16 protein-coding genes are annotated in these 14,444 nt (G+C 40.0%); 8 read left to right on the top strand and 8 right to left on the bottom strand.

All coding sequences use genetic code 11. The features are described from left to right. Positions 1-10: 10 nt before the first annotated feature. Positions 11-1,480 carry a nicotinate phosphoribosyltransferase gene (locus tag MHH54_RS14680; RefSeq protein ID WP_003212630.1) on the top strand — a complete coding sequence of 490 codons (1,470 nt, stop codon included), beginning with the start codon at positions 11-13 and terminating at the stop codon, positions 1,478-1,480. 139 nt (positions 1,481-1,619) lie between these two features. After that, positions 1,620-2,846 (top strand): HDOD domain-containing protein, encoded by a 1,227-nt coding sequence (locus MHH54_RS14675; RefSeq protein ID WP_106032245.1) that lies wholly within the window; start codon positions 1,620-1,622, stop codon positions 2,844-2,846. Positions 2,847-2,876: 30 nt separating this feature from the next. Here the strand turns inward: MHH54_RS14675 and MHH54_RS14670 are convergent, their stop codons facing one another. Beyond that, positions 2,877-3,230, bottom strand: a complete 354-nt coding sequence (locus MHH54_RS14670) for a hypothetical protein (RefSeq protein WP_034620108.1) — start codon at positions 3,228-3,230, stop codon at positions 2,877-2,879. Between the two features lie 505 nt (positions 3,231-3,735). Between MHH54_RS14670 and degQ the strand changes: the two genes are divergently transcribed. The 6 genes from degQ (at position 3,736) to MHH54_RS14640 (ending at position 8,541) form a co-directional block, all read left to right on the top strand. Then, positions 3,736-3,876, top strand: a complete 141-nt coding sequence (gene degQ / locus MHH54_RS14665; RefSeq protein ID WP_003213123.1) for a degradation enzyme regulation protein DegQ — start codon at positions 3,736-3,738, stop codon at positions 3,874-3,876. A 151-nt stretch (positions 3,877-4,027) separates the two neighbouring features. After that, on the top strand, positions 4,028-4,951 hold the full coding sequence (locus tag MHH54_RS14660; protein WP_003212977.1) for a polyprenyl synthetase family protein: 924 nt from the start codon (positions 4,028-4,030) through the stop codon (positions 4,949-4,951). Next, positions 4,929-5,108 (top strand): competence pheromone ComX, encoded by a 180-nt coding sequence (comX, locus tag MHH54_RS14655; protein ID WP_034620107.1) that lies wholly within the window; start codon positions 4,929-4,931, stop codon positions 5,106-5,108. The genes MHH54_RS14660 and comX overlap by 23 nt, the downstream gene beginning before the upstream one ends. Before the next feature lie 6 nt (positions 5,109-5,114). After that, the gene (locus tag MHH54_RS14650; RefSeq protein WP_106036183.1) at positions 5,115-7,406 is read left to right on the top strand and encodes an ATP-binding protein; all 2,292 of its coding nucleotides are present in this window, start codon (positions 5,115-5,117) and stop codon (positions 7,404-7,406) included. Positions 7,407-7,486: 80 nt separating this feature from the next. Continuing rightward, a complete protein-coding gene (locus tag MHH54_RS14645) occupies positions 7,487-8,128 on the top strand; it encodes a response regulator transcription factor (protein ID WP_003213500.1) in 642 nt (213 codons plus the stop codon). 23 nt (positions 8,129-8,151) lie between these two features. Next, positions 8,152-8,541, top strand: coding sequence for a hotdog fold thioesterase (locus tag MHH54_RS14640; protein WP_003213775.1), 390 nt, complete (start codon positions 8,152-8,154; stop codon positions 8,539-8,541). Between the two features lie 107 nt (positions 8,542-8,648). Here the strand turns inward: MHH54_RS14640 and mnhG are convergent, their stop codons facing one another. Genes mnhG through MHH54_RS14605 form a run of 7 tightly spaced genes read right to left on the bottom strand, consistent with a single transcriptional unit; the run spans position 8,649 to position 14,425 of the window. Next, positions 8,649-9,023 (bottom strand): monovalent cation/H(+) antiporter subunit G, encoded by a 375-nt coding sequence (mnhG, locus tag MHH54_RS14635; protein ID WP_003213369.1) that lies wholly within the window; start codon positions 9,021-9,023, stop codon positions 8,649-8,651. After that, on the bottom strand, positions 9,007-9,288 hold the full coding sequence (locus MHH54_RS14630) for a Na(+)/H(+) antiporter subunit F1 (protein ID WP_003213177.1): 282 nt from the start codon (positions 9,286-9,288) through the stop codon (positions 9,007-9,009). Before MHH54_RS14630 ends, mnhG begins: the two co-directional genes overlap by 17 nt. Beyond that, positions 9,288-9,767: a Na+/H+ antiporter subunit E gene (locus MHH54_RS14625; protein WP_003213059.1), complete on the bottom strand. Its 480-nt coding sequence runs from the start codon at positions 9,765-9,767 to the stop codon at positions 9,288-9,290. The genes MHH54_RS14630 and MHH54_RS14625 overlap by 1 nt, the downstream gene beginning before the upstream one ends. A gap of 6 nt (positions 9,768-9,773) precedes the next feature. Then, the gene (locus MHH54_RS14620) at positions 9,774-11,252 is read right to left on the bottom strand and encodes a Na+/H+ antiporter subunit D (RefSeq protein ID WP_034620106.1); all 1,479 of its coding nucleotides are present in this window, start codon (positions 11,250-11,252) and stop codon (positions 9,774-9,776) included. Continuing rightward, positions 11,245-11,586: a Na(+)/H(+) antiporter subunit C gene (locus MHH54_RS14615; protein ID WP_003213576.1), complete on the bottom strand. Its 342-nt coding sequence runs from the start codon at positions 11,584-11,586 to the stop codon at positions 11,245-11,247. The genes MHH54_RS14620 and MHH54_RS14615 overlap by 8 nt, the downstream gene beginning before the upstream one ends. Then, the gene (locus MHH54_RS14610) at positions 11,586-12,017 is read right to left on the bottom strand and encodes a Na(+)/H(+) antiporter subunit B (protein WP_034620105.1); all 432 of its coding nucleotides are present in this window, start codon (positions 12,015-12,017) and stop codon (positions 11,586-11,588) included. The genes MHH54_RS14615 and MHH54_RS14610 overlap by 1 nt, the downstream gene beginning before the upstream one ends. Beyond that, positions 12,014-14,425 carry a Na+/H+ antiporter subunit A gene (locus tag MHH54_RS14605; protein ID WP_342500369.1) on the bottom strand — a complete coding sequence of 804 codons (2,412 nt, stop codon included), beginning with the start codon at positions 14,423-14,425 and terminating at the stop codon, positions 12,014-12,016. The genes MHH54_RS14610 and MHH54_RS14605 overlap by 4 nt, the downstream gene beginning before the upstream one ends. Positions 14,426-14,444 lie beyond the last annotated feature (19 nt).

Below are 14,444 nucleotides of genomic sequence, written 5' to 3'. Positions count from 1 at the left end.
AGAATGGAAGTTGGAGCATCGGTTTATTGACGACAGTTTATCACTACATACAGACCTTTATCAAATTAACATGGCAGAAACGTATTGGAGAGACGGCATTCATGAGAAGAAGGCAGTGTTTGAACTCTTCTTCAGAAAGCTTCCATTTGACAATGGCTTCGCTGTATTTGCTGGTTTAGAGAAAGCGATTGAGTATTTATCGGACTTCTCCTTTACCGAAAGTGATCTAGCGTATTTAAAAGACGAACTCGGTTATAAAAGCGATTTCATTGATTATTTAAGCGGGTTATCCTTTACAGGCTCCCTTCATTCAATGCGGGAAGGCGAAATTGTCTTTGCAAATGAACCAATTATGCGTATCGAGGCAACGCTTGTCGAAGCGCAGCTAATCGAAACCGCTTTGCTGAATATTGTGAACTTCCAGACGCTGATTGCAACAAAGGCAGCTCGGATTAAAGGAATCATTGAAGACGAGACAGCACTAGAATTTGGAACAAGACGTGCACATGAAATGGATGCAGCAATGTGGGGAGCAAGGGCGGCACTCATCGGCGGTTTTCAGGCGACAAGTAATGTTCGTGCTGGGAAGCGCTTCAACATCCCAGTGTCAGGAACACATGCTCACGCACTTGTACAAGCATACCGTGATGAATATACGGCATTTAAAAAATACGCTGAAACCCATACAGACTGTGTCTTTTTAGTCGATACGTATGATACCGTGAGATCCGGTATTCCGAATGCCATTAAGGTAGCGAAAGAATTCGGAGACAAGATCAACTTTATTGGTGTCAGACTTGATAGTGGTGACCTTGCCTACTTGTCTAAAAAAGCTAGAACGATGCTGGATGAAGCTGGATTCCATGACGCAAAAATCATTGCATCAAGTGATCTCGATGAACATACCATCATGAATTTAAAAGCACAGGGTGCCAAAATTGATGTGTGGGGTGTTGGAACAAAACTGATCACAGCATTTGATCAGCCAGCTCTCGGTGCAGTGTATAAGCTTGTGTCCATTGAAGAAAACGGCAAAATGAATGATACCATCAAAATTTCGTCCAACCCAGAGAAAGTGACAACACCAGGACGTAAACGTGTGTACCGCATTATCAACCAATTGAATCATCACTCAGAGGGTGACTACATTGCGCTCGAAGAGGAAGATGTTCATAGTGAGGATAAGCTAAAAATGTTCCACCCTGTGCATACATTTATCAGCAAATTTGTCACAAACTTTGTGGCGAAGGATCTACATGTCCCGATTTTCGAACAAGGAAAACTTGTATATGACAATCCGGATATTCAAACGATTCAAGCCTATGTGCAGGATAGCCTCGGACTTTTCTGGGAGGAATATAAACGAATCAGCAAACCAGAAGAATATCCAGTCGATTTGAGTCAAAAATGCTGGGATAACAAGATGCAGTTTATCCATGACGTGAAAAATAAAATTAAACTAGAGCTTTATGAAAGCTAACGTTGGAAGAAAGGAGATCATCCAGTCAGGTGATCTCTTTTTTTATTTTTTGACCGATTCAAATTGAACCATAAGCGCAATCATTTGGTATACTGAAAGCACATCTTGTTTGTCATTGCATAAAGGAGGATTGGAGCAGTTGAGGGTGTTTGTTGCGAGACAGCCTATTTTTAACAGAAAAGAACAAGTCGTATCATACGAGCTACTTTATAGAGATAGTGAAACCAATACATATAGCGCTGAAGATGGTGACAAAGCGACAACGGACCTCATTATTAACAGTTTTTTAAATATCGGCATCGAAACATTGACAGAAGGCAAAAGATGCTACATTAATTTCACCGAAAGCTTACTTTCGTCTGATCTGCTCACCTATTTTGATCCGCATCAGCTTGTGATCGAGATATTAGAAAATGTCCCGATTACCCCGGCACTTATTATGAGATGTAAGGAATTAAAAAAATGGGGATATACGATTGCACTTGATGATTTTTTTCTAAGCGGATCACATTTCAGTGACAAGTTGCTTGACGAACTCCTCTATTGCATTGATATTTTAAAAATTGACTTTCTAAAGACCACTTCGGAAGAACGTAGAAAAATTCTACATACCTATAAAAAATATCGACTTCGTTTCCTTGCAGAAAAGGTGGAAACGCGAAGAGAATATGAAGAAGCGCTAGAAGCCGGCTTCCATTTGTTTCAAGGGTATTTCTTTAGTGAGCCGCATGTTATATCAGGACGAGCATTATCGACCAGCTTCCATGCGTACCACCAGCTATTAAATGAGCTGAGCAAGGAACAGCCGAATATCCAGGTCGTGACACATTTTATTGAAAGTGACCTTTCGCTATCATACCAATTATTAAAAATGCTCAATTCAGGCGGCATGAGACGTCTTTATCAAATCAAAAGTATCCGGCAGGCGATTATTCTGCTTGGTTTTAATGAAATTAGGCGTTGGATCTTTATTCTTTCATTTAAAGAATTGAATGTTCAAGCCAACTCAAGCCAAAAAGAAATTATTAAAATGTCCTTCATTCGGGCGAAAACGTGTGAACTGATTGCGAGTCGTACCGAACGAGAGCACCCAGCCTCTTATATGCTGACAGGCATGTTTTCTCTCATTGATACACTTGTCAGGGCAGATATCACAGAACTTGTAAAAGAGCTGCCGCTTTCTGATGAAGTGGGCGAGGCACTGCTTGGCTATGAAAATGATTATTCATTTGTACTCGGTGTAGCCAAACGGATTGAACGAAATGAATGGGATGATGAGATGTTAGATGGGAATCTCCCGAAGCAAGAAGCCTACGGATGTTATATAGAAGCCATTGAATGGTGTCATAAAATGTTTGAATCTTAAAAGCCGCCCACGTCAGAGCGGCTTTTTTTGTTATGCCCACTGCAAAAGAAGAAACAGTCTGCTAGAGGCGAGAGACAAGTAGATACGAATGCCTTCTGGACTAAAGCGGATGTCAATACCACTTTTCACACCGATTTGTTTCAGCATTCTGATGACACTTGTCGAATCAGAGCGCTCAGCAGCCTCCATGATCCGCTGTGCAAACGAAAGCGAGCTGGAAATTTGCTGTGTAATAAGTGAAGCATCAGCAACAAGTCGGGCTGATTCCTTTGCGGCTCGTTGAAACGAGTGGGCATCTACTGGAGGAAAAGTCATAGGCGTGCGCGGATATGCACGGCTCATTGCGGGACCCTGCAAAGCAGGATAAGGAACATAGTAAAACACATCGTCACCTCTTCTCTCATTGACGTGAAATTGGACGGATATCTGTTCTAAATGTATGTAGAAAATCAGAATAAAGAATCAAAATGATCTTTCTATCTTTATAAATCCAACATAAAAATAGGTACTTTTGCGGTAAATTTCGGTGAATGTCGCCAAAAAATTGCGGTGTCCACAATGGGGTCTGTCGTCTGACCTATAACACGCAAAACCGAGGTTACAGAAGGGATCGTATGTTCTATTGTGAGAGAAGTGTGACGAATGATGCTTATTCTTGTCGCAAAAATGACGCAGTTCCTTTGAAATTAAGATAAAAGTATGATTTGAAAAGTCAGAAAATGATGAAAAAAGACCTATTGAATTTTGCGGTATCACGCACACATTTTGTGCATACTTTTCGGTGAAAAAATACTCAATTACATTTACACTGTTAGTAACAGATCAAATACTTATGACCCAATCACCATACACAAATACATTGATCTTCCAAAAAAGGAGAGTGGAATCGATGGAAAAGTATGAAATCGAAGAACTTAAACAATTATTATGGAAACTTGAAAACGAAATTAGAGAAACAACGGCTTCTCTTCATAACATTAACAAAAGCATTGATCAATACGACAAATATGAATATGTGAAAATTTCTTAAAGACTTGATAATCATCAAGTCTTTTTTTTATCCAAATACATACAAAAAAAGGATATATTATTATATAATTGTTAAATAGTGATGTCAGTGGACATTTGCTCATGTCTTTTTAGTAAAATAAAAGGCGGAAGGGTGAGGGACAAGACCGAGTATGCTAAACTATCTAGAGAATACAAAAATCAAGCAGAATATGTCTGATTTTATTCAACATGCAGTCAGGCAGAAAGATTTACAACAACTGCTTCTAGAATTTACAGATATAAAGAATGAATTTCCCTTTGGGCAATTGGCTTACAAGCATTATGAGGCATTTGGCGGACAAGACAAGCAAGCGATTACACAATTGGCAGCAGGGATTGAACTTCTCATCTTATCAGCCGATATATTAGATGATATCGAAGATCAGGATAAAGATTCGTATCCTTGGATGAAGCGTCAGAGCGGAATTGCGATTAATGCGGCGAATGTTCTTTTTACATTGAGTTTTGAAGTCTTTTCAATGCTCGACCATGCAACAGAGCTGTTAAACAATGTATATTCCTATTCCATTCAGTCAATGCAAGGGCAGCATATGGATATGACACTGGAGCCGAAGAATGAGCAGGATTGTTTAGATATCATGAAGTCAAAAGCAGGATCACTGTTTGTGTTACCCTGTGTGTTAGGGGTTATTTTGGCAACAGGTTCTTTTGAAAAGAATGTAGAAGAATATGCGTATTATCTAGGTATGGCAGAACAGCTTGAAAATGACTATTTAGGTCTTTTTAATAAAGAGAATATTGATTTTAAAAGAATGCAAACACTACCGCTTGTCTATTTAAAAAATGAATTTAACCCATCCAGTTCAGGCTTGTTCAGTTATTTTCAATCAGAGAATAAGAGCATAGGTTCTGAAGAATTCAAGGATAAATTAAAAGAATCTGGTGTTCAACAATATGTATTTATTATGAGAAACCTCCTCAGAAATAAGTTTAAAGAATCATTCAAGAAACTACATTTAGAGGCTTCTAAAAAGGAAAAGCTGTTACTCTTTTTAATTGGAGATGGAGAAGATGAACATTCAGAAACTGGTTAGTTATCTAGTGGGAAACCCCTCGGCGTTAAAGCAAGTTGCTAATGGAAATGCATCGTTACTTCACGTTGATCAAGTGACTGCGAGTATTATTGTTGAAGGTTTTCAGAAAGAAGATACCATTAGATCAAAAAAATGGAGAGATGCTGGTGATTATTGAGGCTCTATGCAAAAATTTTACTCGAAATTAACTGTTATTTTAATCATCCTTAGCTTCATTTATGTGATTTATATTTCTTACATCAATGTGTTTAATATCTTTGTAGGAGCAGTCGTTTCGGTGAATAGTGACGGACAACTTGAAATAGAGGATGTTGTTGATTTTACAGACAGTTATTATGCTGGTGTTAGAAAAGGCGATATCATCCTTGAAGTGAACGGTAATAAAGAACCAACCGAAGAAGTAAGAAGAGGTTATTTAGCAAACGTCAAAAGTTTAGTTGTTGATAGACATGGTGATGAAATTGTCATAGAGAATGTGAGGTTATTAAGTCAAGAAAATCTATTTATCTATTTAATACCGATCATTTTTTATTCAATCTGTCTATTTTGTATATTTATGATTTTAAAAATCAACAAATCTAGGAAAAAAGAGTCTGCATATATTCTTGCCCTTTTTTTATTGGCTGTTGCTGTAGCATATGTCAGTTCTGGTGGTTCTGGTAAAGGTGAGTATATTAGTGGTTTTATCGTCATTTCTACGATGACTTGTGTACCTCCTTTATATATGCACTTTATGTATCAGTATTTGAAGGAATTGGGTACGAAAATTATTAGTGTACGTGTGCTTCTTTCTTTGTATGCAGTTCCATTTATAAATCTTGTTTTAGAAATTTATTTTAAAAATATGGTTTTAGCTGCTTTCAACTTACTTTCGTTTTTTGCACTTGCATTTATTACGATTATTATCACATTCAGATCAGCTAAAAGGTGGAAAGGCACGGAAATTGGTAATGTCCTTAGTGCATTTGGACTTGTCTTAATCACGTCATTCAGTCCTTTTATGCTGTTCTTTATCATTCCATATTTTTTTCATAAGTATTTTATTTCGCCTTATATTCTTGCTTCGTTTGCATTATTAATTCCGTTTTTCTTAGTCTATCAATTTATGTCAAATAAATTGTATAATGTGGATTTCTTTATGGGGAGGATCAAATATTACTGCCTTTTAGCCATTACACCAACTATAGTAGTGGTTATCATATTTGATTTCATTCAAAAACCTAGTGCTAACTTTTATACAGTGAAGTTTACGATTATCACGTATATTCTTATGTTGACAGTCTTTTACTTTAAAGAAATCATCGATTTTCGCTTTCGCCTGAAGCGTTTTTCAGAGAAGCATAATTATCAGGACAGTGTGTTTAAATTTACGCAGCTCATTCGCGAGGCATCATCACTTCACCAAGTGTTATATCATTTGAAATACACCATTTTAGAAGTGCTAGTTGTTAATAAAGCCTTTGTGCTTGAAGTGAAGCCAGATGGACAAATAGAAGAGATTGATGAATCTTCAGGAGATAGTGAGCTATGGAAAAAGTATGTAGACCAATTTCAAGAATTATTAGGTGAAGTTGGAAAAATCGTCGGGCTTGATAAAGGGTTCATGATGAAAATTGGCGAGCGGGGCGGTCACTCTTTTGTGATTTGCTGTTTATCTAATTTACGGATACCAAAATTGACGCGTGATGAGATTTCTTGGCTGAAAACATTGGCATTTTATACAAGTGTCAGTTTAGAAAATGTCGTCAAGATTGAAGAATTGATGGAGCATCTTGAAGATTTGAAGCAGCGTGAAGCGAATCCAGCTTGGCTGAAAAAAGTCATGTTTGCGATGGAAGAAAAGCAGCGATCAGATTTAGCAAGAGATCTTCATGATTCTGTGCTGCAGGATTTGATATCACTGAAAAGGCAGTCAGAGATGTTTTTAACGAATTTCCAAAATGACCAATGCCCGACTTCTATTGAACAATCGCTTATCTCATGGAATGAGCAAATGTCTAAGGTGATTCAAACGACGAGAGAAACGTGTCATGAACTTCGGCCGCAGCTGCTGTACGATTTAGGTTTAGTGAAGGCGATATCGAAGCTGACTTCTCAAATTCAGGAGGAAGCACCATTTCATATTCGGCTGAATACGACACGCTTTGATAAGGAGCTGGACATTGATATTGACTCCCAGCTCAATATTTACCGAATTGTTCAGGAGCTGTTATCCAATGCCTTGAAACATTCTCAAGCCAGCCAAGTGCTCGTAATGCTGATTTGTATTAAAGATCAGGTTGTTCTTCACTACGAGGATGATGGAGTTGGGTTTGACGCAAGACATCTTGATCAGCACACCATGAGCATGGGCCTTTCTGGCATCAGAGAACGAGTCAAGGCGTTAAATGGGAAGCTTCACATTCACACAGCACCTGAAAAAGGGCTGAAGGTGAAAATTGAAATGGAATTGTAACGATTTATTAAGGAATAAGACTTGGCATCTGCCAAGTCTTTTATATAAAATGGAAGTGAGTGATTTAAAGGGAGGAAGACATGAAGAAGATATTGGTCATTGATGATCATCCGGCTGTCATGGAAGGGACAAAAAGCATATTAGAATCAGATCAGCAGCTATCAGTCGATTGTTTAAGTCCTGATGCAGAAGCCGCCTTTTTAAAGACGCATGACTTTTCCATCTATGATGTGATTTTGATGGATTTAAATCTCGGGGATATCAATGGAATGGACATTGCGAAACAAATTCTAGAAACCAACCAACAAGTGAAAATCATCATTTATACAGGGTATGAAGTAGATGATTATTTTGAAGAGGCCATTCGGGCTGGATTGCACGGTGCAATTAGTAAAACAGAGACAAAAGACAAAATTATTGAATACATACACCGCACATTGCAAGGAGAAGTTGTCATTCAGCTATCCTATTTAAAGAAATTAATTTCACAGCAGCAAGAAAAGCCAGAACAGGCGCAGGAGACCGATCACGAGCTGTTAACAGAGCGAGAGTGTTTGATCCTCAGAGAAGTGGAAAAAGGATACACGAACCAAGAGATTGCCGATGTGCTGCATTTGAGCAAACGCTCGATTGAATACAGCTTGACGTCCATCTTTAATAAGCTGAATGTTGGCTCTCGAACCGAAGCGGTGTTAATTGCAAAATCTGAAAGTGTGCTGTAAACGTGTGAAGGGAGAGAACCCTGATGGAAGTGAGTGGATCAAATACACTGCTTGAGGCACTGGGGATTGAGATTGTAGAGTGTAATGAGTCTCGATGCGTAGCGACAATGCCAGTTGATCACAGAACAAAACAGCCATTTGGACTGCTGCACGGAGGAGCTTCTGCTGCTCTAGCAGAAACAGTGGCAAGCATGGGAGCTGCGGCTCATTTAGACTTAACTCAGCAAGTTTGCTCAGGGATTGAAATCAATGCCAATCACTTAAAATCTGTACGTGATGGAGTAGTGACAGCGACGGCTGTTCCTGTACATGTCGGGCGCCGTACAATGGTATTTCAAATTGATATTAAAGATGATCGAGACCGGCACATCTGTACGTCAAGATGCACACTTGCTGTCATTGATCGCATATAAAAAAGCTCCCGGTGCAGCGGAAGCTTTTTTAGGTTGGATTGATTCATAAAAAGGTTTTTCCATAGAAATAAAAGAAAGGACCCCACATGTGAGGTCCTTCTTTCGGTTTATAAGTACGAGTCTTCTTTGCGTTTAATCACGAAGTTACGAAAACCACCATAATCATCTTGTACACTTCGTTTGTCCATCTTGACACCAGTATTGTAGGCGGCTCTTCCGATCAAGTGTGCGCCGACCGGAGCTGTTAAAAAGATAAAGACAATCCCAAGTAGAATCTTCGCAGAAATAATGCCTGCAAGAAACCATTCGTGAAAGAATACCCCAACTAATATGAGGACAACACCAAGTGTCGATGCTTTTGATGCAGCATGCATACGTGTATAAACATCCGGCAGGCGAAGAACGCCAATGGCTGAAATGAGACAAAGGATGGCGCCGAGCAGGATAAAGAAAATGACAATAGCTTTAGCGATGACGATCATTTTCAATCACTTCCCCTTTCTCAAGGAATTTGGAAAAAGCGACAGTGCCGATAAAGGCAAGGATACCGAGCAGTAAAATAATTTCAAAGAACGTTGTCGTTTTCAGCAAAATAGAAACGATAGCTGTCATCCCAATTAAATTGATTCCTATCGCATCAAGCGCACTTACACGATCAGGAATAGAGGGACCTTTGATAACCCGTATCACAAAAAGAAAGGTGGACAGTGCAAGAATGCCAAGTGAAATTTGTAATATGAGCTCCATTACTTACCGCTCACCTCCTGAATCGCTTTTTCAAATGAAACCCGGATATCGTGAATGGCTTTTTCTGCATCTTCAATATCCATCGCATGAATGTATAAAATGGAACGATCATCAGAAATATCAATGACGAGTGTGCCTGGTGTCAATGTAATCATATTAGCCAGTATGGTGATTTCCCAATCCGTTTTCAAGTCTGTACGAAAGGCGAAAATACCGGGCTTAATGGTGAGCTTTGGAGATAATACGGTCTTTAATACACTTAAATTGGCAAGAAGCAGCTCTCGAATAAATATCATGACGAGCTTGAAAATCGCAAACAGGGCATAGCCGTAAAAACGCTGCGGGAAAAACCGCCGAAGCATAAAAATGGCGACCATCCCTAGTACAAAGCCTGATACAAAGTCTGCGGCTCTGTATGTATCATTCATAAACATCCATGTAAAGGCGAGGAGAGCGTTTAGTAATATTTGAAAGGCCATGTTCATCTACTCCTTCAGCACAGCTTGAATATATTTTTCTGGTGTTGAGAGCATTTCCGCTGCTTGATTGATATAAGGGGCAATGAACTCTGTCCCTAACCCAATGGCAAGCGACAAGATCACAAGCAGTACGCCAGGGTACACCATTCCTTTAATCGACGGTTTCCTTCTTCGCATATCTTGATCCTCGCCCCAAAATGCGAGTATGAAGATCCTCATAATCGAATACAGGACAAGAAGGCTGGACATTAAGACAAGGATAGAAAAGGTCATGTGTCCAGCAGAAAATCCACCTTCTACAATCTTTAGCTTTCCAACAAACCCACTCAGAGGAGGAATTCCTGCTAGGGATAAAGCCGAAATGAAAAACATCCACCCTAGTAAAGGCTGAGATTGAATCAGTCCGCCCATCTTTTTCAAGTGGTTTGTGCCAGCGTATACAAAGAGTGCACCTGCCAGCATAAATAAAGCGCCTTTAATCACCATGTCATGAATGAGATAATAAATGGCCCCTTGGAGTGAGGCGGGTGTATTGGCTGCAATCCCAAACAAAATGACCCCAACTGCTGTGACAATGTTATAGATGACGATCTTTTGCACATCAGAATAGGCAATAGAGCCAATCACACCGAATATCACCGTTAGTGCGGCAAACCAAGCCATGAGTGTATGTGTAAACCCTGTATCATGTATAAAAATTAACGTAAAGACTCTGGCAATCGCATATAAGCCAACCTTTGTCAGCAGTGCACCAAATAGAGCAGAAATAGCCGCTGGCGGTGCATGATATGATCCTGGCAGCCAGAAATAAAGCGGGAAGATCCCAGCTTTTAAGCCAAATACAATGAGAAACAGAATAGAAATGACAGTGATTAATCCTGTTTGCCCTGATTCAGCTATTTTCACACTTAAATCAGCCATATTCAAAGTGCCCGTGACTGCATATAAGCAAGCGACACCGACAATAAATAATGCCGACGAGATGATATTAAATACAATATATTTGAGTGATTCTCGAAGCTGAGGCTTTGATCCGCCTAACACAATGAGCATATAAGACGCCATTAGCAGCAACTCAAAAAAGACAAACAGGTTAAAAATATCGCCTGTTAAAAAGGCCCCACTTACGCCAGCTAACAAAAATTGTACGCCAGAGTAATAGAAAAGTCGCTCCTTTTCCTTCCCAATTGTTTGAAAGGAGAATAGAACTGTCACTAGCCCAACAACGGAAGCGGTGAGCACAAGGAGCGCAGCAAACTGATCGGCCACAAGGGCAATCCCAAATGGTGCTTTCCAGCCTCCTAAATAGAGAGTTTGAATCCCATTAGTAAAGATGGTTTGGACTAAATACACATTACAGACAATGGCTAAGAGCGAAGCAAACACACTAAAGCCTCTCGACAGCATGATGTTCTTATTCATAAAGATCAATAGTGTAGCAGCTAATAATGGAATTAAAATTGGCAGGATCACGAGATTATTCATGCTGATCATTTCCTCTCATTTGATCCATGTCATCTGTTCGCAGCTCTTGGAAGGCACGGAAGGCCATGACAAGTAAAAAGGATGTCACACCAAAAGCAATGACAATGGCTGTTAAAATTAATGCTTGTGGTAATGGATCTACATAGGATGTGAGCCCCTCTTTTAAAATAGGTGGAGCTCCTTTTTTTAAGCCGCCCATTGTCAAAAGAAGCAAATGGACGCCGTGACTTAAAACAGCAGTACCGACGATGACCCGTAGAAGGCTTTTTGAAAGCATTAAATAGGTCGCCGCCATAAAAATAATACCGACGATAATAGACATTAGAAATTCCATTATTCCTTCTCTCCAATCGTTTGAATAATGGTCATGGTGACACCGACAACAACTAAATATACACCGATATCAAACAGTACGGCTGTCGCCAGTTCTGTTTTCCCTAAAAACGGCAGTTGAAAATAATCAAATGCATGGGATAGAAAAGGTGCACCGAATAGAAAGGATCCCATACCCGTCAGGATCGCGACGAGCAGCCCGGTCGCTGCAACATAAATAAAGTTAAAGGGCAGAATACGTCTCACTGTTTTCAGATCGTAGGCTAAAAGCAGAAGGACGACAGCACTGGCACTCATCAGGCCGCCAATGAACCCCCCGCCAGGATTGTTATGTCCCGCAAGAAATAAGTGAAGGGAAAAAAGCAAGATGATGAATGCTGTGATTTTTGTTGTGACTTGTAAGAGCATATCATTCGTATCAATCTTCCTCATCGCCGCACGCCTCTCTTCCGTTTTCCTTGTGCCTGTGCCTTTAATAATCCATAAATACCGAGTGCCGCAATGGCAAGTACGGTAATTTCAAAGAGTGTATCAAAGCCCCTGAAATCTACAAGAATGACATTGACAATGTTGTCGCCGCCAGCAAGTTTATAGCTGTTTTCAATAAAGTAAGTTGAAATGGACTCAAGTGACTGCTGACTTGTGGAAGCAAAAGCAAGACAAGTGACAGTGAGACCAACACCTATTGAAATGATCAAATTGGTTAATTTGAATTTTCTCGTTTTTTGCTTCAAGCTCAGCTTCGGTAAATGATAGAAGCAAAGTAAAAACAGTGCGACAGAAATCGTTTCAATAATCAGCTGTGTCAGGGCAAGGTCAGGTGCCCTGAAAATCACGAAGAATAATGACAGCGTGTATCCCATGACACCTAGAGCAATAATGGCAGTTAAGCGTGAGCGGGCGAATACGGTCGTGACCGTCGCCGCCACCATCACAAGTGAAAGAATGGCTTCATACGTGCCAATTGGCGCAGCTTTTTCTGTTTCAAATGAGAAAGCTTGCTGATAGAACATCACGCTGCCAAGTACAATAATCATGAACCCAAACACATAGACAAGGTAATCACGAAGGAAACCGGTCATATAACTGTTTGTCAGGCGGTATGAACCTTTTTCTAAACCGATTAGAGAACGATCATATAACGTGTTAAATGACCATTTTTCCTTAAATATATTGTACATTGGACGCCATTTTGACAACGTTAAATAGCCGATTGTACCAAGTACAACAACACCTATCGTCATATAGAGCTCTGGCTGGAAACCGTGCCACGCTTCAATTTTTACTGCAAAACGGCTTCCTGTTTCAATGGCTTCCGGGATGATCGCAGCAATCGCGGGTTCAATGACCGAGTAGGCAAGAATATTAGGGAAAAAGAAGAAAGTGACCACAAGTGCAGCGAGAATGATTGGCGGGATGAGCATGCCAATTGGTGCTTCATGCGGCTTTTTCTCTAATTGATCTAACTGAAGATTGCCTCTAAATGTTTTAAAGAGAAGCATCATACTGTAAATGAACGTAAAGACACTAGCGAGCCAAGCAATTGCTGGAAAAATAGCGCCCCATGTCGAAATATCTGTAAAGTTGATCTCAGAAATACGTAACATACTTGTGAAAAACAGCTCTTTACTTAAGAAGCCGTTAAATGGCGGTAGTCCAGCCATTGAAAATGTACCGATTAGCGTAATCGTAAAGGTAATCGGCATGATGGTCATTAAACCACCTAATTTCCGAATGTCACGAGTACCTGTTTCGTGATCGATAATACCTGCTGCCATAAAGAGACTGCCTTTAAACGTAGCATGGTTAATGAGGTGAAAAATAGCAGCAAGAACGGCTGCGCCAAAAAAGGCAGAGTTGTTTTCATGAATCGCAGCTGCGCCGACGCCAAGCATGAGCATAATCATGCCGAGCTGACTAACTGTCGAGTAGGCCAGAATGGCTTTCAAATCATTTTGCCGGACGGCATGGAATGATCCCCAGAATAATGTGATAAGTCCGACAATGGATATGGTCCAGAACCACACCTCTGATATAGCAAAGATCGGACTGAAGCGGGCAACAAGATAAATACCAGCTTTCACCATCGTAGCAGAATGCAGATAACTGCTCACAGGGGTAGGTGCTTCCATTGCATCAGGCAGCCAGATATAGAATGGGAATTGCGCTGATTTCGTAAAGGCACCTAGTAAGATCAGGATCATGGCAGGGATAAAGTAAGGTGATGCCATAATGAGCTGAAGCTGATTGACTGCTTCACGAATACTGAATGAATCAGTGATCAGGTAGATGAGGATGAAGCCACCAAGCATAGCTAATCCGCCAAAAACAGTAATAAGCAGTGATTTGGTTGCCCCATATCTAGAGCGCTCCCTCTTATACCAATACCCAATTAAGAGGAAGGAAGAAATACTCGTTAGCTCCCAAAACAAGTACAGAACCACCATATTGTCAGAGAGAACCACACCAAGCATAGCGGTCATAAACATTAACAAATACGTATAGAAAGAGCCAAGCTGTTCTTTTTCTTTTGATAAGTAGAAAATACTGTACAAGACCACAAGTGCGCCAATACCTGTAATTAATAATGCAAATAACAAGCTAAGGCCATCAACATATACAGTAAAATTCATCCCTAAAGATGGAATCCATTCAGCTTGTGAGAAAAGCGTTCGTCCATTCGAGGTAATGTGTAACATTTGGATGAAATAGGTGAATAAAAGAATCGGCAAGATGAGAACAAACCACCCTGTATGTATACGCCTTACATATTTAAAAAGGAAAGGTACAACAAAGGCGAGTAAAAAAGGTGATAGGATGGCGAAGTGAATAAGCTGCAAGAAAATGAACCTCCTTTGA

Source organism: Bacillus sp. FSL K6-4563 (genome assembly GCF_038630405.1).
Classification (GTDB): Bacteria; Bacillota; Bacilli; order Bacillales; family Bacillaceae; genus Bacillus; species Bacillus pumilus.
The sequence above is the reverse complement of the archived record's forward strand: the minus strand, read 5'-3'. Positions and strand labels throughout refer to the sequence as shown.